The organism is Kitasatospora sp. NPDC059146 (assembly GCF_042786665.1).
GTDB lineage: Bacteria > Actinomycetota > Actinomycetes > Streptomycetales > Streptomycetaceae > Kitasatospora.
On record NZ_JBHZCY010000030.1, the window covers coordinates 48335 to 70944 of the forward strand.

A 22610-nucleotide genomic window follows, 5' to 3' on the forward strand; every position below is an offset into this window, starting at 1 on the left:
CCTGGCAGGGCGGCTGCCTCGGGGTCCCCGCCTCCGAGACCCGCACCGGGGCCTACAGCACGCGCGTCGACGACATCGCCGGATGGATCCAGCAGACCGTGTCCGTGTGGGGTGTCAAGGTCGACTACTCCTCCGCCGTCGTGAACTCCGTGTACAACCCGGACACCAGGACGGCCTACATCTTCGCCCTGGGCACCGACGGGGTCCTCGCCTACAACTCCAAGACCGAGAACCAGGATTGGAGCGGCTGGTCGACCCTGGAGAGGTGGCAGTTCGCCGGCATCCCCTCCACCGTCTACAACCCCGCCACCAAGACCCTCGAGCTCTTCGCCGTCGGCAAGGACGGCAAGCTCTGCCGCAACCACTGGGACCCGGACGCCAAGAAGTGGACGGGCTGGGCCGCCCTGCCCGGCATCTCCAACCTCAAGGCCAACCCCGTCGCCGTGTTCAACCCCTCGAACCGGACCGCGGAGGTGTTCGCCCTGACCACCGACGGCTACATGGCCCACTCCTACAGCGACAACGGCAAGCCCTGGGACGACGTCCGCCCCCACGGCGACTGGCAGTTCAACGGCACCCCCACCGCCGTCTACAACGCGGCCGCCGATGCCGTCGAGCTCTTCGACACCACCAGCCGCAACGAACTCGGCCACCGCTACTGGGACAACAAGACCAAGTCCTGGAGCGACTGGGGCGTCATCAGCGGCCCCGGCGTCACCGGCAGCCCCACCGCCGTCGTGAACCCCGCCAACAACAGTGCCGAGGTCTTCGTCACCACCACGAACGGCACCATGGCCCACAGCTACAGCCTCAACGGCTCCCGCTGGAACGACGTCACCACCATGAGCGACTGGCAGTTCAACGGCACCCCCACCACCGTCTACAACCCCGCCGCCAACTCCGTCGAACTCTTCGCCGTCCGCACCAACGGCCAACTCGGCCACGCCTACTGGGCCCCCGACACCAAGAAGTGGAGCGGCTGGAGCACCATCAGCGACTGGAAGTTCTCCGGCACCCCCTCCGCCACCTACAACGCCTACACCAACACCCTCGAACTCTTCGCCACCGGCACCAACGGCACCATGTCCCGCGCCACCTACCGCGACAACAAGTGGCTCACCTGGGAAACCATGCCCGGCTGGACCTTCGCCACCACCGCCTGAACCACCCCCCCCGGTGGCCGACGACAGAACAGCCAACGAAGAGTAGAAGCACGAGATAGTGGCATGGGCCCGCCGCGGGCCCATGCCACTCGTTCCCTGCAAACAGCTCAGGGCCTGCCGGATCTTGGCCAGGAACGTGCCGGGTCATCCGTTCCTTCGGCCCCCGGTCGCCGGCGGCGGCGCGGCACCGGGCGAACACGCCGGCGGCCAGGGTCCACTGCTGGCCGCCAACGTGCTGCGACTACTGTTCCTGCGCGGCTGCGGCCGCCTGGGCCTGGCCGACTCGTCCGTCCCCTACGACGACCACGTACTCGACCTGATGCTCGTGATCCTGAGCGAAGGCCCCCGGTCCGCACCGCCGGGTCCTGCGCGCCCTGGTGCCCGACCAGCAGCCGGAGGACTGGCTGCCGGGATACGGCCTCGACCCGCTGGCCGCTGAGCTGCCCGAGGACGACGGGGCCCAGGTGCTGGTCTACCGGGGCGGCCAGCCCGGGATGACGCTGGCCGCGGCCGCCAAGCGTGGCCCGGCCGCCCTGGCCGCCGCCGACCGCTACCTCCAGCTGCACCGGCTCGGCCCCGACCGGTACGGGGCCGGCAGCCACCTGTAAATCTCGGCGCCGATGCGGCCAGGACCAGGCCGCCGAGCTCGGCGGCCTGGTCGTTCACTGGCGGATAACACCTATACCTGGCCCGATATGTTCTCGGCCTCACGCGCGGTCCGAGCGCGTCGTCGACGTTCGGGCCAGTGGTAGCCGAGCTGATCGGCAAATTGCTTCGAACCTCCGCAGACCTCGGCGACCTCTCGGGGATCCTCGGCCGCGAGTACAACCCCAAGGAGAACTGCACCCCCTCCTGCCGGCGCGCCGCGGAGTTCACCTGCACCTGTACCTGCCTGGCGAAGTTCCACGGCGACGGACGCTGGATGAAAGGGCTGCGCATCGTCGAGGAGCTCGACACCAGCCGTGACAGCGCCGCCTGGCACTGGATGATCTTCGCGTTCGAGGAGTGACGGCCAGCCGCCGGGCCGAGCCGGAGACGCCATTGGCCGCCTCCGGTCTCAGCGTCTCCGGGCCAACCGGGGACGGCGTGCAGGTCTCTTCTCGCGGTACGGCGTTCACTCGCGGATGATGCCGTCGACGGGGTCGAGGCGGATCGTCCTGCCGTCGGGGGCGTGCCAGCGGCCGGTCCGCGGGTCGTGCGGGACCAGGGCGACGTCGCGCAGCGCGGGGATGTCCTGCCACGGGGCCGGCGGGTGGGTGTCCGCTCCGGCGCCGGTGAGCCAGGTCGACCGGACCTGGACGGTGGAGAGGACGACGGTGCGGACGTCGTCCTTGCCCGGGTGGTGGGGCAGCTTGGCCGGGCCGTCGGCGGTGACGAAGGCGACGGTCCAGCCGTCGCCGTCGGGCCACACAGGCAGGATGCGCTTCGACTCACCGCCCAGACGCGTGACCGCGAGATCCGGGTCCAGGGCGGAGGTCAGCGGGTACAGGTCCTTGACCCGGTCCGGCGCGGGGATCATCACCATGTCGGCTGCCGAGGCCTGGGCCTGCTCCCTCGCCAGGCGCCGCGCGTCGTCGGCGTCCATCCGGGCCGGGTCCCAGGCCGCGTCGTACACGCCGGCGATCAGGCCGGGGACCGCAGCAGGGATCGCGATCGGCCCCTCCAGCCCGCGGAGCGCGTCACAGGTCCGGCGCAGCAGTGAGGTGTCGTAGACGTCGCCCCAGCTGGGGGCGGGCAGGCCGTCGGGCGGGGACAGGACGACCAGCCGAGGGGCCGGCGCCCAGGCCGGGCGTGGGTGGTCGTGCCGGTGGCAGCGCCCGGCGCGCTGCAGGAGCAGGCTCATCGGGGCGAGGTCGGAGACGACCAGGTCGAAGTCCCAGTCGAGGGACTGTTCGACGACCTGTGTCGCGACGACGACGAGCGGCCGGTCCGGGCGGGCCCCCTTCGAGCCGACCATGCCCTCGATCAGGTTGGTGCGCTCGATCCGCTGCCACATCGGAAGGCGGGCGTGCAGGAGCACGACCTGCGGGCCGTCCTCGCCCCACTGCTCGGTGAGCAGCCTCCTGGTTGCCTGGGCGTCGGCGACGACGTTGCACACCACCAGCGCGCAGCCCGTGCCGGCCGCGGCGGGCCGAAGCTCGGTCAGGATCCGGGCGGCCCGGCCTGCGGGCACCGCCGGGTCGTGGGTGTGCCGGACGGTGTGGTGGTCAACGGCGACGTCGCGTTCTCGGATGGTGGGCAGCGGCCCGTGCGCGGTGACCTTCCCGGTCCCGGCGCAGACGTGGACCCAGCCCGGGTAGGGGGAGGTGATCGGCTGCGTGTCCTTGTGGCCGGCGCCGGCCCGGTAGGCGCCGACGAGGTCGGTGGCGGTCCGCCCGGTCAGCGTCGCCGACACCAGCACGACCGGAATGCCGAGGTGGCCGCACCATTCCAGCAGCCGCTGCGTCAGCCGGTGCCCGTACGCGTCGTAACTGTGCGCCTCGTCGATGACCAGGGTCTTGCCCGACAGCCCCAGCCACCGCAGCACGTTGAACCGCACCGGCAGCGCCGCCAGTGCCGCCTGGTCCCAGGTGCCGACCGCGACGCCGGCGGCCAGTCCCCGGTGCGGTCCGCGGAGGAAGGACGCGGCCTGGGTCGACACGCAGTCGTCCGCCACGATCTCGTCGCGGTCCGGGTCGTAGTCCTCGTTCAGCCACGCCATCGAGTTCAGCAGGGTCACCGGGGTGCCGACCTCCGCGGCGCGGGCGGTGAACTTCTTCACCCGGCGCCACATCGCGTCGGTGGTCGCCATGGTGGGCAGCAGCACCGCCAGGCCGCCGGCGCTGGCCGCCGCGCCGAGGACCCGGGCGGCGAACAGCGCGGTCTCGGTCTTCCCGTCGCCGGTGGGCGCGGTGACGAGCACCAGCCCAGACCCCTCCACCAGGCCTCCGAGGCGCTGGGCGACGTCGGCCTGCAGCGGGTACGGCTTCGTGATGTCGGGGAACAGGTCGGTGAACGTCGCAGCCGGTTTCCAGGCAGGGGCCGCCAGCTGGGCGTGGGCGAGCACCCAGGGTGCGCGCTGCCGGATCCTGACGACGTGCGCGGCCAGGTCCCCGTTCCACGCCGCCAGCCGGCCCCGCACCTGCCCCGTGTTGGACGCCAGCCAGTCCGCCAGCACCACCAGCCCGGTCACCACCACCGCCGCACCCGCGGGCAACAGCCGCCCGGGTGCCGCCGGCGACCCGCAGATCCCGAACACCGCCCGGACGTGCTCCTCACGCTGCTCGGCCCAGCCGTCCCCACCCAGCCCGCGCAGCTCCTTCAACGGGTCGGCCATCGCAGCGGGCGACAGCGCCTCACCGAACACCCCGTGATGACCGCCGAGGATCTGCGCGACCTGGTGCGCCACGGACTTCCACGGCCGCTCGACCGGCGGCCACCCCAGCCCTGTGAGGATCTGCGGCAGCGCCCAATGGCTCGCCACCTGATGGGGGATCCACTCCTCGTGCATCCAGCCCGTCGGCGCCGGGTACCGCAGGTCGGCCAGCAGCCCGGCGGTACCTTCGAGGCCTCGCTGGAAGCAGTGGATGGTCTTCCCGACGTCGTGCATACCCGCCGCCAGCATCACCAGCCGCCTCGCCCGCGCCGGATCGACCCCCCAGCCACCGGCGATCAACCGACGCTGAGAAGCCGTCAGGTAGGAGTCCCACAGCCCGCCCGCGATCACCGCGGTGTCCGCCAGATGACACACCAGCGGGTACGGATCAGGCAGCCCACGACGCTTACCGGCAACTCGCGGATCGAACACCAAACTCCTCCAGATCACCGGTCTACCAACAACGTGAACACTGGCCACAGGCCACAGGCCACGGGCCACCTCCGCGCAGGCGGAGCGGACGGTGAGGTTACATACCGGGATAATCCGTACGACGGGCCACCTCCGCGCAGGCGGAGCGGACCCCTTTTTGACCTGCGACTCTCTGGCGGCTTTGCGGTTTCTTTACTCGTGGTGGGGGGCGATGCTGAGGAGGCCGGCGCCGTAGGCGAGGCCGCGGCCGATGCCGTTGGTGAGCGCGGTGTGGAGTGCCTGGTGGTCGGTGATGGTGGCGGTGCCTTCGAAGCGGCTGAGGGTGTGGCGGATCGGTCCGGTGGCGCGGTGGCCGGTGGCGGGTTCCTGGGGGATGTCGAGGATGTCGTGGAGGTCGAGGCCCGCGGTCTGGGCTTTGCGTTCCCACCAGGCGATCGCGTCCTTGCCGTGCAAGGGGGCGGGCTTGCCGCGGTTGAGGCGCCCGTCGGCGTCGCGGGTTCCGTCGCGCAGCGAGCGGGTCGGGGAGGCGTCAATGCGGTAACGGACCGTGCGGCCGTCGGCCAGCCACTCCAGCAGCGGCGCCAGGTTGCGCTGCTGGGCTGTGGCGTAGTGGTCGGGCAGGACGGTGGGGTCGGCGGCCAGGGTGGACTGGACGAGGAGGGTGGTGGCCTGGGGGGTTCGTTCGATGCGGTAGAGGACGCCCAGGCTGCGGCGGGCGGCGTCGCCGCTGGTGAGGGCGTCGGGGTACATGCTCATGATCCGCTGGTGCATGTGGCTGGTGTTGCGCAGGTCGGCTGCTGCCTCGCGGGAGCGGGGGTGGAGGCGGAGCTGGGTGAGGTGGGTCATCGGGTTCTCCGGTTGGGCGGTGTCCCCCGCGGCGGGCGGGGCCGGTGAGGCTGGGTCAGGTGCGGGTGTAGGCGGTGAGAGCGGTGATCCAGGCGGTGCCGGTGCCGGCGTGCTGGTCGGCGGTGAACGGGTGGAGGGTCTCCCACAGGGGGCGGTGGGCGAAGCGGCGGGAGCCGGTGGTGGGGAGCTGGTCGCGGACCTGGGTGAGCGGCGGGCGGCCGGTGCCGGGGTCGGTGTCGTGGACGAAGACCACCTCGGTCGCGCCCTTGCCGTCGGGTTCGCGGTGCAGCGGCAGGCGGTGGAGTTCCGCGACGGGATCGTCGGCGGCGCCGACGAGGACCGGCGCGGCCGGCGGGCAGGAGCGGCGCCCCAGGTACGGGTGCCAGACCGGGCGCCGCAGCGCCTCGGCGACCGCGGTGGTGGTGGCGGCCGGGCCGGTGACCGCGACGGTGAACGCCGCGTCGGCCAGGTACCAGCGCTCGGACTGCAGCGTGGCCTCCTTCAGCGGGCGCCGCCCGCCCGCGGCGGTGACCACGGTCCTCTCCCGCGGGTAGCCGCCGCCGACGGTGTGGTAGTCGCGCAGCAGCCGGCCCGGCCGGTCCACACGCGCCGTGTACCGCAGTGCGGCCAGCTCCCCCAGGTCGGACCCGCGGGCCAGACCGAGCGCGCACGCGAACAGGCCCGTCAGACCGGACCTCGTCGGATGCGGGTAGGTCAGCCGCGTCCCGAACTGCGAGGGGCTGCCCCAGGACTGCATCGGCGCCGACAGGTGCAGCAGCAGGCCGCCGCTCACAGGTGCTCCCCGATCGCCGCGTCCACGCCGGCCAGCAGCTTCTCCAGCGACCCGGCGTCCTCGCCCAGGTGCTCCACCGACCCGACCCCCAGGCCGCTGTACGAGCGGGCGAGGACACCACCGTCCCCGTAGAAGCCGTTCACCGCCCCGGCGTGCGCGTCCAGGCACCGCACCGACGGCTCGACGAAACCACTGCCCCCCTCCGCCCGGACAGGCCGCTCGAACGCCCCGCCCAGGTTCACCGGCTGGTCCCCGCGCAGCACCACGTGCACCAGCGCCGGCGGCGTGAACGGCGCCGTCGACCCCTGCCGCGCGGACGGCACCACCACGGCGAACGCCCGCGCGAACTCCACCGAGACCCGCCTCGCCCCCTCCACGTCCCCGCCCAGGTTCCCCGCCAGCTCCGGCAGGTTCACCGAGCTGTACCGGTAGTACGTCCCCGACGTGTGGAACGCCGTCCCCAGGTGCGCCGACCCCGACTCGTCCTCCTGACCACGCGTGATGTCGTCCACCGCGGTGAAGTAGTCCGGCTGCACCGCCAGCGCGTGCGTCGTCAGCTGGTGCGCGACCTGCACCGCACCCGCCACCGCCGAACCCGGCTCGTTCGCCAGCATCCGCCCGAACGCCGCGATACTCGACGTCCGCCCCCGCAACACCTCCAGCACCCGCCCGCCGGCCGCCTTCACCAGCTTCTCCTGCGCCACCGCCTCCTTCTTCCTGTCCGCACCCGCCTCCACCAGCTCCCGGTGCTCCACCGCGACCTCGGCGAGCTCCGCGATACCGGCCCGCGGCAGCAGCAGCATGCTGTTCGTGTCGTTGTCCCCGTCCACGGCCACGCCCTTCACCCCCGCCGCCAGGACCACCATCCGCCCGGCCCGCTGCGCGAGCTCGTCGTCCCAGCCGCCGGTGCGCACCAGCTCGGCGGCGATGCTCTCCGGCAGCCGCTTCGTGCGCACCGCCCACTCCCCCAGCCGGTCCTCCACCTCCACCCGCACATGCCGCTTCCCGGACTGCGAGGAGATCCGGCCCCGCTGCTCGCCGCCGTAGTGGGCGGTCTTGGGGATGTTGAGGTCGTCGCGGTTGAGGCAGGACAGCGGGTAGGAGTGGATGACGTGCAGGTCGAGGTACAGGCGGCGCTTCATCAGGAGGTCTCCTCGTCGGTGCTGGCGGCGGTGGGCGCGGTGGGGTCGTACTGGTAGTAGGCGCGGGCCCAGGCCCGGGCGGTGTCGGTCGGGTAGTCGACCCAGCGGGTCAGGTCGCGCAGCAGCAGCGGCCACACGACGGGGACGTCGCCGGCCCGCAGGCGGGCGACGAGGGGCGGCAGGTCGCGGGTGAGCGCGTCGGCGTCCTGGCGGGACATCAGCAGCAGCCGGGCCTTGACGGTGTCGTCGGTCAGGGTCTTCGTGTGAACGGCGCGGGCGAGCGACCAGCCGAGGTTGCGCCAGCGGTCCCCGTCGACCGGGGCGGCCAGGCCGGCGGGCGGCTTCGGCTGGCGGTCGAGGCGGGGGTTGGGGGCCTGATCGGCGTACATGCCGGCGGTCAGGACGTAGGCGCGTTCGGTGTCGCTGTTCGTCCAGCGCGGGATCCGGGCGAGCAGGTACTCGTAGGCGCGGAACGGCTTGTGCGGGTCGGTCAGCGCGGAGCGGACCGCGGCGCGGCCGCCGGGCGTGGAGCACTGCTGGTGGACGTGCAGCATGAAGGCGCGCTGGTGCGCGAGGACGTCCGGTTCCGCGGAGGGCGGCGAGTCGGTGGACATGGGCTCCTCGGTGAGGGTTGAAGGGTCGGGCTCCCGCCGGTGGCGGGAGGGGACGGGCTTGGAGGCCGGCTCCTTTCGTGTCGGCCGAGCGTTCGTCTCGGCGGTCGGCGGTCGGCGGTCGGACGGGCTGTGGGCTGTGGCGTGGGTAGCCGGATCAGTGGGACGACACGGAGCCGGATCGAACCCAGCCGGCCCTCGGCGGGGCTGCGCCGGCGGGCCCTCATCGGCCTCGGACCTAGGGCCTGTCCTTCGGCGCCAACCGCCACCTGGCCCGGTCCGGGTCCAGTACCCCACCGGCCCGGCCGCCGCCCCCGCACAGTCGACCCGCCGTGCCGGGGACCGAACGAACGGGGACCGGAGGAACGGGCGGAAACCGGAACCGGGAGAACTCAACGCCGCCGCCTACGTCCCCGGCGCCGGAACGGCTACGTCTTCTTCCGCGGACCCCGGGGCCGCCTGAGCATCGCGGCCCGGGCCTCCTCGACGGCCTGCATACCCCGAGGCGTGAGCGCGGCCGCCTCCGTCACGGCGTCGAACACCCTCGTGGCGACCCCCACAAACCCGGGCCGGGCCCGGACCCCGTCACCGTCCGGGACGACCGCCTTCCAGAACTCGGCCTCCGCCAATGACCAGTACACCGGCAGCGCCGAATCGACCCACGGACAGACCTTGCTGTCCCCGCTGAACCCCTGCCACGCCGCCCGCAACGCCTTCGCCAGCCCGGACGACACACCCTCGGCCTGCGACCGGGCCACCGAGACCGCCGCCGCACCGTCCCCGTCCAGCTCCTCGAGGAAGCCGAGGACCGGCGGCGTCACCGCGGTGAACCAGACGGTCTCCGGATCCCGCCGCTCCTGGTGCAGCCCGTACGCGCGCAACCGCAGACCTGCCGCCGTCTCCCGCGGCAGCCGCGCCACCGACGCCAGAACGGCCGGCCGGTAGCGCGGCGTCTTGCCCGCCACCGTCTTCAGCAGCAGCGCGTCCAGGTCCCTCCACGCCACCCGCGCACTGTTCGCCCGCACCGGACCGCCCTCGTCACGCCTGATCACGTACGGGTCCTCGGCCTCCGGCAGCTCGTTCTCCCACGCCCACGTCACCCACGAATCCGTCACGTGCCCGCCGTCGGCGTCCGGCTTGAGCAGCACCGCGTGCGCGGCACGCGACGTCAGCAGCGACACCGGCCCGGACGGCGCCGCCGGCACCCTCGGATCCGGGAGCTGCTCCGCCTCCCACGGGGCCTCGTCCCGACCCGGGTTCGTCGGCCAGGTCTCCGGCGACGGCACTCCCAGGATGAGCGTCTCCGCGAGACTGCGGCCCGCCGGGAACCACGACACCAGCGCCCGGATCGGCCCCGCCACCGTGTAGTGGCTGTTCCGCCCGTCCGACCGCCGCCGGTTCGCCGCCGTCCCCGACGGCCCCGCGAACAACCACGTCAGCAGCCCGAACGCCGCCGTCACGGCGGGAACGGGCCCGCCGATCCCGCCCTTCTCCAGCGGCCACCACACATGGTTGTTCCCCGACGGGCTCGTCATCACCAGCCGCCCGGTCCCGCTGCTGCCCGTGCACTCCCCCTCAAGCCGCGGCTCCTGCAGCCACGGCCGCTCCACGTCGAACAGGTCGAACCGCCCGGGATACCGGTCGAAGTACGCCGCGATCCGCCCCGAGTCCAGCCGGCCGGCCTCCAGCGCGTCCCACCGGCAGTCGTCCCAGTCCTCCGCCACGTCCAGGCCCGTGACCCGCGCCGTCACCGCGATCAGCACCCGCAACAGCGCCGACTCCGACGCCGGATCCGGGCAGTCGACGTGCTCCAGCAGATGAGCCCACCTCAGCACATCACCCAGACCCAGCACCACCGACTCCCCCGGCCCACCCCTCACCGGCAGCTCAGCCACCTCCCCAGGAGCCAGGTCAGCACGCACACGAGCCGTGATCCACGGCCTCACAACCACATCGAACGACGGACGCGACACAGGGCGGTCCCCACTACTCGAGCACGGTCAGTCACCACCCAGTGACGCTAGACCCAGCCACTGACAACCGGGACCCGAACCCAGAACAGAGGACGCCGTCACACCCCACCACTAGGATCAACTCCTCGCTCCTTGACACCACAACAGCTCCTCAACCCGACGCTTCAGCACGGTCAAGAAGCAGCACAGGACCACGCTGCGCAGCAGGTCTCGAAGGTCCGCTCCGCCCTGCGGAGGTGCCCCTTGGGTACCGCGCTTCGGCGACGACACGGCGCAGTCTGCTCTGCCTTCGCGGAGGCGGCCCGGAGAAAGCTCCGCTACGCGTGCTCTCCGACCGATCCGCTCTGCCTGCGCGGAGGTGGCCCGGCGTTCCGCGTCCTGGCGGCCGAAGGCCTGATGGCCGCTCCGCCCGCGCGGAGGTGGCCCGCCGTACGCGACGACGACGTTGTTGCCTCAGGTGTCTGCTCCGCCGCCCCGCCCCGCCCGGACGGCGGCGAGCAGGACGTCGAGTCCGCTCCGCCCGCGTGGAGGTGCCCCGTCGGCAATTGCCTTGCGGCGACTGTGCGTTGGGGCCTTCCGCGCGGAGGTGCCCCGCGGTCCCAGGGCTGCAGCTCGGCCAGGAGGTCGTCGTCAGCTCCGCCCGCGCGGAGGTGACCCGGTCTCCTCGGCAGGACCACCAGCCTTGATCTGGTCCGCTCCGCCCATGCGAAGGTGACCCACTCACCGAGGGCGGCGAGGAAAGCACGCTGACCTCCGCTCCGCCCCTGCGCGGGGGTGACCCGCAGGAGTCCGCGCTGCCGCTGGCCAAGGCCGCGGCCGGCCCGCCTACGCAGAGGTCCCCCGAGGCCTGATACCCCAGGTCCGCTCCGCCCGCGCGGAGGTGGCCCGCAGGCGGAGCCGCCGAGCTGCGCCACCAGGGCGTCTGCTCCGCCCGCGTGGAGGTGGCACGGCCCGCGAACTTGGCGTCAGGGTGCTCGACGAGTCCGCTCCGCCCGGCGCGGAGGTGATCCGGTCCCGCGCTGGAAACGCGGCGTCACACCCGAAGTCCGCTCCGCCCGCGCGGAGGTGCCCCGATGACGCCGGTGAGCAGCAGCATCAGGGCGTCGTCCGCTCCGCCCGCGCGGAGGTGCCCCGGAACATCACCCGGCCTACTGCGACTGGCACGTGTCCGCTCCGCCCGCGCGGCGGTGCCCCGAAGCGCTCCATCTCCGGGTCGGGGGTGAGGAAGTCCGCTCCGTCCGCGCGGAGGTGCCCCGACCCCGGCGAACCGGTGCCCGGCGACCTCGCGGCCCGCTCCGCCCGCGCGGAGGTGCCCCGGCGCACTCGACGAAGCGTTGCTGCAACTGGGTGTCCGCTCCGCCCGCACGGAGGTGGCCCGATCGGACCGGGGCGGTCGGCCGGCTACCGGATGTCCGCTCTGCCCGTACGGAGGAGTGCCTCCTGCACGGTGAGAGTTCCTGGGTAGCTCGTTCACCGCGGTGCTGTCCGCGAGCCGTGGCACCATGGGCAGCGAGCGCTCCTTGACACCACAACAGCACTGCCGACCCGACACTGCGGCACGGCCAAGAAACCGCAAAGGCCGCGCTGCGCTGCAGGTCGCGAAGGGTCCGCTCCGCCCGTGCGGAGGTGACCCGTCTGTGGTGTTGTTGCGCAAGTGCCGGGGGCAGTCCGCTCCGCCCGTGCGGAGGTGGCCCGCCGGGCTGGACGCACACCGCGCCGGAGAGCACGTCCGCTCAGCCCGCGCGGAGGTGCCCCGCCGTTCCCGTGCTGCTCCACGCCGTCCAGCATGTCCGCTTCGCCCGCGCGGAAGTGACCCGGACAACGAGGCGGGCCTCCCGGGCCTCGGCCTGTCCGCTCCGCCGGCGCGGGTGACCCACCGCCGCCGACCCCGATCGCGCGCAGTTGGAGGTCCGCTCCGCCCACGCGGAGGTGACCCGTCTCGCCGGACTCGGTTGTCCGGGGCTGGAGGTGGTCCGCTCCGCCCATGCGGAGGTGCCCCGATCAGCGCGAGGAGCGCGACAGCCCCTCCACCGTCCACTCCGCCCGTGCGGAGGTGTCCCGCTGTCGCTGCTGGTGGGGTGTGTGGAGTACGAGTCCGCTCCGCCCGCGCGGAGGTGACCCGGCCGAGCGCCGCCGGGTCGAGAAGGCCCTGACGTCCGCTCCGCCCGCACGGAGGTGACCCACCTGGGTCGCCCTGGTCCGCCGAGGCCTGGGCGTCCGCTCCGCCCGCGCGGAGGTGACCCAGTCGTCGGGAACAGGTTCCTGATCTCCGACCGGTCCGCTCCGCCCGTGCGGAGGTGCCCCGCACGATCGCGGTCGAGCTCAGCGGGTCGCCGAGTCAGCTCCGCCCGTGCGGAGGTGCCCCGTCGCCGCGGTTCTTCTCATCAACCGCGCTGCTGTCAGCTCCGCCCGTGCGGCGGTCCCCGAGCAGGTGGATCAGCGTGCGGGGGATGGTGGCGTCAGCTCCGCCCGTGCGGAGGTGCCCCGGAGGGCGAAGGGCGAGATCTCACGTCCGAGGAGTCCGCTCCGCCCGCGCGGAGGTGACCCGCACGAACTCGACTTCCGGTGCTTCGGCATCGCGTCCGCTTCGCCCGTGCGGAGGTGCCCCGCGGAACGACAGGGCCGAGCCGCCCCGTACGACGTCCGCTCCGCCCGTGCGGAGGCGCCCCGATCGTGACGCTGATCAGCGAGGGCACGGTCACGTCAGCTCCGCCCGTGCGGAGGTGTCCCGAACCAGCCGCTCTTCATGCCCGCGATGGGGAGGTCCGCTCCGCCCGTGCGGAGGTGCCCCGCAGGACTCGCCGTACTCCACGAGCCGGGTCTCGTCCGCTCCGCCGGTGCGGAGGTGCCCCGCGGGCTTGCGAGCCGGAGTCGCCGCAGTAGGTGTCCGCTCCGCCCGTGCGGAGGTGGCCCGGCGACTCCCAGACCCGGACGCTCACCGCGTACGCCTGCTCCGCCCGTGCGGAGGTGCCCCACCCTTGACCAGCACCGCTGCAGCGGCGAGCTAGTCCAATCTGCCTGTGCGGAGGTGGCCCGAGGCCGGACCGCTCGTTCCTCGTCCAGCACGTGTCCGCTCCGCCCGTACGGAGGTGCCCCGCCCCTCGACGAACTGCTCGGCCCTTGGAGCGGGTCCGCTCCGCTCGCGCAGAGGTGCCCCGGCGACCTGGACAGCGCCCTGGCCCATGGGGAGGTCCGCGCCGCCGTTGCGGAGGTGCCCGGGGCTGGTCGAGACCAGCCCCGGGCAGGTCGCAGTCGGAGGTGCCCCGATGAACGCCTACGTCGACCCCGACGTCCAGGCGTCCGCTCCGCCCGCGCGGAGGTGCCCCGATCACCAGCCGCGATTTCGTCGCGCTGGCCGAGTCCGCTCTGCCCGCGCAGAGGTGCCCCGGCGCGGGCCTGGATGCCGCCGTTCGCGAACGCGCCCGCTCCGCCCACGCGGAGGTGGGCAGGCAGCTGAAGATCAGGATTGTCCGAGGGCGCGGAAGGTCCAGCCGGCCTCGCGCCAGCGGTTCGCGTTGAGGGTGCCGCGGGCGTCGATGACCGTGGGGACGGCGATGTGCCGGGCGAGTTCGACGGGGTCGGCATCGGCGTACTGAGGCCAGTCGGTCAGGTGCAGCAGCAGCCCGGCGTGGGTGAGGGCTGTGGTGGGGTCGTCGGCGTAGTCGAGTTGAGGGTGAACCCTGCGGGCGTTCTCCATCGCGGCGGGGTCGTGGATGGTGACTTCGGCGCCGGCCCGCTGGAGGGCGGCGGCGACGTCGAGGGCCGGGGAGTCGCGGATGTCGTCGGTGTCGGGCTTGAAGGCGGCGCCCCAGACCGCGATCCGTTGGCCGGTCAGGGTGCCGCCGAGGGCTTCGCGGGCGAGGTCGACGGTGTGGTCGCGCCGGCGCTGGTTGATCGCCGCGACCTGGCGGAGCAGGCCGGTGTCGGCGCCGAGTTCCTCGGCGCGGTGGGTGAAGCCGGCGAGGTCCTTGGGCAGGCAGCCGCCGCCGAACCCCAGGCCGGGCCGCATGCCCTTCGCGCCGATCCGGTGGTCGTAGCCGAGGGCGAGGGCGATCTGCTGGACGTCGGCGCCGGCGAGTTCGCAGAGTTCGGCCATGGCGTTGATGAAGGAGATCTTGGTGGCGAGGAAGGCGTTCGCGGCACCTTTGATCAGCTCGGAGGTCGCGATGTCGGTGACGATGAGCGGGGAGCCGACGGCCAGGATGTCGGCGTAGACGTTCCGGAAGACGGCCTCGCTGCTGGTGTCGCCGTCCTCGACGCCGAGGACGATCCGGTCGGGCTCCAGGGTGTCCAGGACGGCGAAGGACTCGCGCAGGAACTCCGGCGACCAGGCCAGGCGGACGCTCGCTCCGTCGCGGACGTGTTCGTCCAGGGTCTGCCGCAGCTGGGCGACGGTGCCGACCGGGACGGTCGACTTGCCGATGATCAGCGCGCCGTCGCCGAGCCGTGGGGCCAGGCGGCGGACGACGGTGTGCAGGTGGGTGAGGTCGTAGGCGCTGCTGCCGTGCTGCTGGGGGGTGCCGACGCCCAGGAAGTGGATGTCGGCGAAGGCGGCGGCCTCCGCGTAGGAGGCGGTGAAACTGAGCCGGCCGGTGGCGGTGTGCTTGGCGAGCAGGTCGTCCAGGCCGCGTTCGACGAACGGGGCCTGGCCCTTGTTCAGGGCGTCGACCTTGTCGGTGTCGGTGTCCATGCCGATGACCTGGTGGCCGAGTTCGGCCATCGCGGCGGCGTGGGTCGCGCCGAGGTAGCCGCAGCCGATCACGGTGAGCTTCACGAAGGGGTCCTTCCAAGGGGGCGGGATGGCTGCCTGGCCAGGCGCCCGGGCCCCTCGAAGGACGGGGGCGTCAGGTGCCCGGTTGGGCGGCCAGGTAACGGTGGATGCCGTCGCGGATGAACGGCGGGATGGTCAGAACGGGCAGGTGGCCGGGGGCGAAGAACTGGAGCTTGACGCCCTCGGCCAGCGGCAGCGCGGTCTCGTCGCCGTCCCAGAAGCCGGCGAAGAAGGTGATGATCTGCCCCGAGCCGTGGACATCGGGGGTCTCGAAGAGCTCCGTCAGGCCACGGTCGACGGCCAGGCCGGCTTCCTCGTCCAGCTCGCGGACGATCGCCTCGGCCGGGCTCTCGCCGGGGTCGCAGCCGCCTCCCAGGAGGCTCCAGTGTCCGGGCCAGGTCACGCCGTCGAGGTCGTCGCGCAGGTGCAGGAGGAGTTCGCCGCGTCGATTGGTGATGATCGCGACCGCTCCGCGCGGGTCGGCGGCGGACGGCTCGGCGGGGAGAGTCTGGGAGTCCATGCGCTCACCGTAGTGAGCCGACGGTCCGTCATGCCGCAACCGCCAGCGTGTGGTCGGAGAACCAGGCCGCGGCCATCAGGGCCTGCATGCGGGTGCGGTCGAACCGTCCGCCCGGCTTCAGGCCGCCGACCAGCAGCGGCCGCAGTGAAACGGGGGCCTGGTCCAGGGCTGTGGAGATCTGCGCGGTCGCCCAGGGCTCCAGCGGGCCGGACAGCCAGCTCGGGACCGGGGAGGCGAACCCGAGCTTGTCCCGGCTGCCCCAGACCTCCCGGGGCACGCCGAGGACCTTCGCCGCATCCCGCAGGATCCGCTTCCCGGCCGCCGGTTCGGCGATCTTGTACTCGACCGGCAGCCGGTAGGAGAACTCGACCAGGTCCCGCGCCAGGAACGGCGAGCGCCGCTCCAGCGCGAACGCCGAGGCCAGCTTGTCCGAGGTCATCACCAGCGGACGCCAGGCCGTGGCCAGGTCCGCCAGCGTTAGCCCCCGCGCGAGGTCCCCGTCGGCCCTGCGGAGGGCGTCGGCGACCAGCTCGCGGAGCCGTCCGTCCAGGTCCTGCCCGAGCAGGACCAGACGGACGATCGCCTCGGCCGGCTCCAGCGGCCCGCCGTCCCCGGTCAGGAGCTTGGAGGCCAGCGGCCGGTAGGCCTCCAGTCCGGCGCCCAGCACGGCCTCCGCGCCGAACAGGACGAGCGCGTGGCGGACGTAGCCCATCAGGAACTCGTCCGGCCCGAGCCCGCCGACGACGACGCGGATGCCACGTTCGGCGATCGCCCGGTAGGCCATGTGCTCGGAGAAGGTGGACGCGTTGCCCATCGGGTAGTCCAGCGCGTGCATGATCTCCGGCAGCGTGCGGGCGAAGTCGGCGGCGGTCGGCTCGATGACCAGCAGCTCGGCTCCGACGTCCCGGGCGACGACGGCCGCCGTCGCGGACTCGTCGAGGCGGTCCAGGCCGGGATAGCGGACCGTGACGCAGAGCGGTGGCCGCATCAGGTAGGCCAGCACTGAGGAGTCCAGCCCGCCCGACAGGAGCAGCGCGAAGTCCGAGCCGGGCGCCCGCATCGGGACCCGGTCGGCCAGCAAGGTCGAGAACCGGGCGAGCGCGATCTTGTAGTCGCCCTGCCAGGGCTCCAGACCCTCCAGGGACCACCAGGTCCGCTGGACCAGCGATCCGGTGGCGACATCGAACGCCAGCAGCCCGGCGGGCGACAGCAGCTGGATGCCCTGGAACGGGGTGTCGACGCCGGTCGGCGTCTCGATGGACAGCATCTCGGGGCGGACGACCAGCGGAGCGGTGCCGTAGCCGGTCAGGGTGGTGACCTCGGAGGCGAACGCGAGGCGGCCGCCGTCCAGGCGCCAGTAGAGCGGCTTCTCCCCGAGCCGGTCCCGTGCGAGGAAGAGCCGGCCCTCGTGGGGATCGTAGGCGGCCAGGGCGAACATGCCGTCCAGCCCGGCGAGGCAGCCGGGTCCGAGCTTGGCCCAGGCCCGCAGCACCAGATGGGCATCGGTCTCGCCGGGTTCCAGGGGGATGCCCCAGGCCGCGGCGACCTGCCGGTAGTTGTAGATCTCGCCGTTGAAGGTGAGGACGATGCCGCTGGCCGGGTCCAGGTAGGGACCGGGGGCGGCGGCCGTGTCGACGATCAGCAGGGTGTTCATGGACAACACCGCGCGGCTGTCGGCCGAGATCATGTGCCGGGTGCCGTCCGGGCCGCGGTGGTGCTGCGCGAGCCCCATCGCGGCGACGGTGGTCTGGTGGCGGACGGCGTCGGTGCCGGCCAGTCCTGCGATTCCGCACATCTGGTTGTCACCCCCGAGCGTGAATCGGTGGCGGCCCCTGCCTGAAGGTGATTTCCCAGGTCCCGGCAGAGGCCCGGAACACCAGGCAACCGTCTGACGACCGGTCGGGGCAGGGCTCGCAAGGGGGCTCACAACTCGCGAATCCGGTTCACCGCCAGCGGCGGAGGCAATACCCTCGGTGATCCGGCCTCCTTGCCGGGCGTACGACTTCTCCTGCACCAGTCGAGTACGACTCCCCGTGCGAATCGCGGGACCGATTGAGGGGGACGCTGTGGCGTCGACCACCCGCCGGCCCAAGCCACCGAACGACGCGCTGGCCCGGATGATCGAAAAGTGCGAAGGCGCCAGCCACAAATCACTGGCCCACCGCGTGAACCAGCTCGCCCGCGAAGCCGGGCTGAACACGACATATACACATACCTCAGTCGTGAACTGGTGCCGCCGGGGCATGGTCCCGGACTGGCCCGTGCCCAAGTTGCTGGCCCAGGCGATCGGCGAACGCATCGGCTGCCCGGTGCAGCTGGCGGAGATCGGAATGGCCGATGCGCAGACGCCGGACACCGCGGTCGGGTTGGATTTCCCGCGAGACCCCGCCGACGCCGTCCGCGCCGCCACTTCGTTCTGGAGCTCCGTGAACCGCCGCGACTTCCTCACCGGAACAGGCTTTGCTGTTGCCTCGTTCACGACCCCGGTGACCCGGTGGCTGGTGAGCCCGGCCGACGAGCGCGCCGACCACTGCGGCGGCGCCCGCGTCGGCCGTGCCGACCTGGACGAGCTCCGCGACGCCGCCGACGAGGCCCGCCGCTGGGACTCGAAGTACGGCGGCGGCAACTGGAGGGCGAACTCCGTCACCGACTGCCTCCAGCACCGGGCCGCCCCGCTGCTGACCGGCACGTTCTCCGACGAGGTCGGGCGCGAGCTGTTCTCGGTGACCGCCCTGCTGGCCCGCCTGGCCGGCTGGACTGCCTTCGACGTCGGCCAGCACGACGCCGCCCAGCGCCACTACATCCAGGCCCTCCGCCTCGCCCGGGCCGGCGGCGACGTGCAGCTTGGCTGCTACGTACTCACCACCATGGCAATGCAGGCCCTGCTGCGCGGCTTCCCCAACGAGGCCATCGACATGACCCAGGGCGGCTTCGCCCGTGCCAACGGCCAGGCCGCCCCCAAAGTGCTTGCGTTCACCAAGCTCATCGAAGCCCGCGCCCACGCCCGAGACAACAACGCGAAGGCCGCGGCCTCCGCGCTGGCTTCCTCCGAGATGCTGCTCGACCGGGCCCGCGACCGCGCCGACGAACCGGCATGGATCGACTTCTACCACCATGCCCGGCTCTCCGCGGATGCCGCTGAAGTCTTTCGCGACCTGAGGAAGCCAAAGGAGTCCCTGGTCTGGAACGCCCAGGCCGCCACCATGCAGCCCGGGGTGTTCACCCGCTCGGTCGGAATGCGCCTGGCGATCGTCGGAACCGCCCACCTCCAAGCCGACGACCTCGACCAGGGACTCACACTCGGCAACCAGGCCGTCGACATCCTCGCCCGCGTCCAGTCCAGCCGGGCCCTCGACTACGTCCGCGAGTTCAACACCGCCCTCGCCCCCTGGCGCCGGGAGCCAACCGTGCGCGACTTCGTGCACCGCGTCCGGACCGAACTCGACATCGCCGCCTGACCACAACGGTCCGCTCCGCCCGTACGGAGATGCCCCGCCGCCGCCGAGCAGACCTACCTCCTTGGGTGGAGTCCGCTCCACCCGCGCGGAGGTGCCCCGGCCACGGCCAGGTCCACGCCGCCGCTGCGGCGGTCCGCTCCACCCGCGCGGAGGTGGCCCGCCGTACGCGACGACGACGTTGTTGCCTCAGGTGTCTGCTCCGCCGCCCCGGCACGCCCGGACGGCGGCGAGCAGGACGTCGAGTCCGCTCCGCCCGCACGGAGGTGTGGCTCCGTAGGTGACAACGGAGAGCGGCTGTCGATGAGTTTGGGCAGCAGAGGTTGATCTGCTGCCGTCGAAATGTTGCTGGGTTCCGAGAGCACCCAAGCGGCGTGTCGGCCCGGACTCGCGGTCATGGCGGTCGGTGAGATGGAATGAGTCCGATCGGGCCTTGGGTCTGACGATCGGACTGGAGTGCGTGGGTGGGGACGATTCTCAAGGGCGTAAGCCGCGTGCGCTGGCACGAGTTGAAGCATGCCTATGGATCTGCGGCCGATGTTCCCGGCGTGCTGTCGCGGATCGCATGGGGCGACGCCCGCGCGAGTGAGGCAGCCCTGAGCGATCTCGCTTTGTGGATCGGTGAGCTGGCAGTCTTCGACGCGACCGTCGCCGCTGTTCCCTTTCTGTGGGACCTCGCGGTCACCGAGACCGTGAACTCCCGGGCCGGGGTGATCGGGTTGCTGCAGACGATCCTCGAACACGGCAACCCGCCGCAGCCGAAGGTGCAACTGGAAGCTCACCAGGCCGTGCTGAGCCGCCGGGCGACAGCGGACCAGCTCACTCACGACAGTGACCCTGTGGTGAGGGCAGCGGCTCAGGACCTGCTGGCTGGGATCGACAGCCATCTGAGCGAGTCCTGTTGCCGGGTTTGATGCAAGGGCCTTCCCTGCTGCTCTGGACAACCTGGGGAAGGCCCGAGAAAGGTCAACTGACGGCCTGCTGATGTTCGGCGCGGGCGCGGGTGGTGGCGAGTCGGTAGGAGTCGGTGCCGGTCTCGATGATGTTGCCGCCGAACGTGAGGCGGTCGACGATGGCCGCGCAGAGGCGGGGGTCGGTGAAGGTCTTGGTCCAGCCCCCGAAGGACTCGTTGGAGGCGATGGCGATGCTGTTCTTCTCCTCGCGTTCGGTCAGGACCTGGAAGAGCAGTTCGGCGCCTCGGCGGTCGAGTTCCATGTAGCCGAGTTCATCGATACAGAGGAGGTCGACGCGGCCGTAGCGGGCGATGGTCTTGGCGAGTTGCTTCTCGTCGGCGGCCTCGACCAGCTCGTTGACGAGCTTGGTGGCCAGCACGTACTTGACGCGGAAGCCGGCCATCGCGGCCTCGGTGCCGAGCGCGATCAGCAGGTGGGACTTGCCGGTGCCGGAGTCGCCGATGAGGCAGAGCGGCAGGTTCTTCTTGATCCATTCGCAGGTGGCGAGGGTGTGGACCATCGCGGGGTCGATGTTGGGGTTGGCGTCGAAGTCGAACTTGCGCAGGGACTTGTCGCGCGGGAACCCGGCTGCCTTGATCCGGCGCTCGGAGCGGCGCCGGGCCCGGTCGTCGCACTCGGACATCAGGAGCTCGGCGAGAAAGCCGAGGTAGGACATCTGCTCGCGCGAGGCGGTCTCGGCGAGTTCGGGGAACTGGGCGCGGATGGTGGGCAGCCGCAACATCCGGCAGGCCTGGTCGATGGCCGCGTTGGCAGCCTGCTCAGTGAGTCCTCGCTGGCGGGGGAAGGTCATGGCGCTCTCCTTCAGGTGGTGGTTGGGCGGTCCGGCCGGCGGTGTCGCAGCAGCTGGTCGTAGTGGGCCACCGAGGGCAGCGGCCGGGTGTCGGGCGGCAGGTGGGCCAGGCGCCGCACGGTCAGGGACGTCACCCTCGCGAGGTCAGCCGCAGGCGGCTGGGAGTCGTCCGGGTCCGCGGTGTCGGCCTCGGCCGCCTTGCGGGCCTCCAGTGCGACCGCGTCGGCGGTCAGGGCGCCGGCCCGCAGCGCGGCCGCGAGGCCGGCGACCAGGTGCTCGTGGGGCAGGTGGCGGCTCAGCAGCAGGACTTCGATCAGCGCCCGGGTGCCGTCGCGCTCGCCATGGGCCTTGCGGGCTGCTGCCCACCAGGCGTCGTGGACCGGGGTGAACCTGCCGGCGGAGCGGGCCTGGTCGAGCGCGGTCGCCCCGGGCAGTGCACCGGGCTTGCGGACCAGCGCCTCCAGGTAGTGGTCCAGGTCGAGGCGGGTGCCGCCCTTGGCGATCAGCCGCTCGTGCCGGGCGACCTCCTCACGTCCGTCGTAGACCACCAGTTCGGAGGCGTGCAGGATCACGCGGACGGTCCGGCCGATCAATCGCACCGGTACCGAGTAGCGGTTCGTGCGGACGCTGACCTGGCTGTAGCGGTCGACCCGCAACGTGAACAGCCGGCCCGTCTCGAACGGCTCATCAGGCAACGGCGCCAGCAGGGATTGCTCGGCGGCGAAGTACTCGCCGATGGTGCGCGGACGGGAGCGGATCCGGCGGGCATCGTCCTGCTCGTCCCACTGATCGATCATCGCGTTCAGCTCCGCCAGTGTGGCGACCTCGGGGACGGGAACCAGGTGGTTGCGCCGGAACCAGCCGATCTGTCCCTCGACGCCGCCCTTCTCGTGGGCGCCGCCGATGCCGGGCTGGCAGTAGAGAACATCGAGGCCGTAGTGCGAACGGAACGCGGTCCACCGCTCGGCCTCCACCCGCTGGCGGGAGAAGCCCAGCACCCGGGCGACCGCGGCCTTAAGGTTGTCGTAGCGGACCCTGCCGGTCGGCACCCCGCCCAGCACGTTGAGAGCGTGGACGTGGCCCTCGAAGAACGCCTCCTGCCCGCAGGACGCGAAGATCCTTCTCTGCACTATTCAAGCGAGTCGGTGAAGACGGGCGTTTGATTAGCTCGTCGTCGTAGGTTGGCCGTCTCGGCGCAGAACCGTCGGGAGCAATTGGCCCATATCGGTGGCAACTTCATTCAGCAGGTCGGTTCCGAACACGCAGAGCGAGTGCTCCCACGGGTGGCCGAAGGTGCCGAAAGTGAGATCCTCGACCAGGTAGATGGGGTAGTCGCCGTCCGGATAGGGACTGCGTGGCCACCCGGGCCGGAAGTTGCCGCCCAGTGCGTCAGGCAGAAACATGTCGGAGGCTGGAAGGTCGGGGCGCAGGCGGTAGCTGGTGTGCTGCCATTCCAGGACGAGCAACGTCGTGCCGGGCGGGGTGCAGGTGGCCAGGCCGTCTTGGACGAGGCGAACCAGGTGATCGAGTTTCCGGTCACCGGGATCGTCGTGAAGTGCGTCCAGGCTCCAGGTCACCGACGGAATCGGCTCGGTGATCGCGGGGAAGGCATTCATGCTGGGCTTGAAGTCGAACCTCTCGTCGAAGCGGTCCCAGACTTCCCTGGACTCCCGGTCGGTCAAGCGACGAAGCGCGTCAGTGCTCACGAGCAGAATCTACCTGCATGAATGTTGCAAGGTCGGTGGTCAGACCCAGCCGGATCCTCACGGTGGCGGCGTTGCCGGA

Annotated in this window: 17 protein-coding genes; 5 read left to right on the forward strand and 12 right to left on the reverse strand. The window is 72.0% G+C overall.

Features of this window, described 5'->3' with window-relative positions; all coding sequences use genetic code 11:
* The 3 genes from ACFXPX_RS15945 to ACFXPX_RS15955 all read left to right on the forward strand — a co-directional run.
* Positions 1-1163, forward strand: a 1163-nt coding sequence (locus tag ACFXPX_RS15945) for a hypothetical protein (RefSeq protein ID WP_380641671.1), incomplete at its 5' end; no start/stop codon positions are given.
* Between the two features lie 377 nt (positions 1164-1540).
* The gene (locus tag ACFXPX_RS15950; protein WP_380641672.1) at positions 1541-1771 is read left to right on the forward strand and encodes a hypothetical protein; all 231 of its coding nucleotides are present in this window, start codon (positions 1541-1543) and stop codon (positions 1769-1771) included.
* A 161-nt stretch (positions 1772-1932) separates the two neighbouring features.
* Entirely contained in the window at positions 1933-2172 is a 240-nt protein-coding gene (locus tag ACFXPX_RS15955) for a hypothetical protein (RefSeq protein WP_380641674.1), read from the forward strand.
* A 105-nt stretch (positions 2173-2277) separates the two neighbouring features.
* Here the strand turns inward: ACFXPX_RS15955 and cas3 are convergent, their stop codons facing one another.
* The 9 genes from cas3 to ACFXPX_RS16000 form a co-directional block, all read right to left on the reverse strand.
* Positions 2278-5019 (reverse strand): CRISPR-associated helicase Cas3', encoded by a 2742-nt coding sequence (cas3, locus tag ACFXPX_RS15960; protein ID WP_380641676.1) that lies wholly within the window; start codon positions 5017-5019, stop codon positions 2278-2280.
* 123 nt (positions 5020-5142) lie between these two features.
* Positions 5143-5796 carry a type I-E CRISPR-associated protein Cas6/Cse3/CasE gene (gene cas6e, locus ACFXPX_RS15965; protein WP_380641678.1) on the reverse strand — a complete coding sequence of 218 codons (654 nt, stop codon included), beginning with the start codon at positions 5794-5796 and terminating at the stop codon, positions 5143-5145.
* A gap of 55 nt (positions 5797-5851) precedes the next feature.
* Positions 5852-6589 (reverse strand): type I-E CRISPR-associated protein Cas5/CasD, encoded by a 738-nt coding sequence (cas5e, locus tag ACFXPX_RS15970; protein WP_380641680.1) that lies wholly within the window; start codon positions 6587-6589, stop codon positions 5852-5854.
* Positions 6586-7731 carry a type I-E CRISPR-associated protein Cas7/Cse4/CasC gene (cas7e, locus tag ACFXPX_RS15975; RefSeq protein WP_380641682.1) on the reverse strand — a complete coding sequence of 382 codons (1146 nt, stop codon included), beginning with the start codon at positions 7729-7731 and terminating at the stop codon, positions 6586-6588. The genes cas5e and cas7e overlap by 4 nt, the downstream gene beginning before the upstream one ends.
* Positions 7731-8345, reverse strand: a complete 615-nt coding sequence (casB, locus tag ACFXPX_RS15980; protein ID WP_380641684.1) for a type I-E CRISPR-associated protein Cse2/CasB — start codon at positions 8343-8345, stop codon at positions 7731-7733. Before casB ends, cas7e begins: the two co-directional genes overlap by 1 nt.
* Before the next feature lie 425 nt (positions 8346-8770).
* Positions 8771-10315, reverse strand: a complete 1545-nt coding sequence (gene casA, locus ACFXPX_RS15985; protein ID WP_380641686.1) for a type I-E CRISPR-associated protein Cse1/CasA — start codon at positions 10313-10315, stop codon at positions 8771-8773.
* Positions 10316-13775: 3460 nt separating this feature from the next.
* Positions 13776-15089, reverse strand: coding sequence for a UDP-glucose dehydrogenase family protein (locus tag ACFXPX_RS15990; protein WP_380641688.1), 1314 nt, complete (start codon positions 15087-15089; stop codon positions 13776-13778).
* Between the two features lie 70 nt (positions 15090-15159).
* Positions 15160-15606, reverse strand: coding sequence for an NUDIX domain-containing protein (locus tag ACFXPX_RS15995; protein ID WP_380641690.1), 447 nt, complete (start codon positions 15604-15606; stop codon positions 15160-15162).
* 28 nt (positions 15607-15634) lie between these two features.
* Positions 15635-17401 carry an asparagine synthetase B family protein gene (locus tag ACFXPX_RS16000; RefSeq protein WP_380641692.1) on the reverse strand — a complete coding sequence of 589 codons (1767 nt, stop codon included), beginning with the start codon at positions 17399-17401 and terminating at the stop codon, positions 15635-15637.
* A 271-nt stretch (positions 17402-17672) separates the two neighbouring features.
* Here ACFXPX_RS16000 and ACFXPX_RS16005 point away from each other — a divergent pair, with 271 nt between their 5' ends.
* Together ACFXPX_RS16005 and ACFXPX_RS16010 are read left to right on the forward strand one after the other, a co-directional pair.
* The gene (locus tag ACFXPX_RS16005; protein WP_380641694.1) at positions 17673-19064 is read left to right on the forward strand and encodes a sporulation protein; all 1392 of its coding nucleotides are present in this window, start codon (positions 17673-17675) and stop codon (positions 19062-19064) included.
* Positions 19065-19525: 461 nt separating this feature from the next.
* A complete protein-coding gene (locus tag ACFXPX_RS16010; RefSeq protein ID WP_380641696.1) occupies positions 19526-19975 on the forward strand; it encodes a hypothetical protein in 450 nt (149 codons plus the stop codon).
* Positions 19976-20027: 52 nt separating this feature from the next.
* Here the strand turns inward: ACFXPX_RS16010 and istB are convergent, their stop codons facing one another.
* The 3 genes from istB to ACFXPX_RS16025 are packed head-to-tail and all read right to left on the reverse strand — an operon-like array spanning position 20028 to position 22531.
* Positions 20028-20825, reverse strand: a complete 798-nt coding sequence (gene istB, locus ACFXPX_RS16015; RefSeq protein ID WP_380641698.1) for an IS21-like element helper ATPase IstB — start codon at positions 20823-20825, stop codon at positions 20028-20030.
* Positions 20826-20836: 11 nt separating this feature from the next.
* Positions 20837-21955, reverse strand: a complete 1119-nt coding sequence (locus ACFXPX_RS16020) for a hypothetical protein (protein WP_380641700.1) — start codon at positions 21953-21955, stop codon at positions 20837-20839.
* Positions 21956-21988: 33 nt separating this feature from the next.
* Positions 21989-22531 carry a DUF2716 domain-containing protein gene (locus ACFXPX_RS16025; RefSeq protein ID WP_380641702.1) on the reverse strand — a complete coding sequence of 181 codons (543 nt, stop codon included), beginning with the start codon at positions 22529-22531 and terminating at the stop codon, positions 21989-21991.
* Positions 22532-22610: the final 79 nt, after the last annotated feature.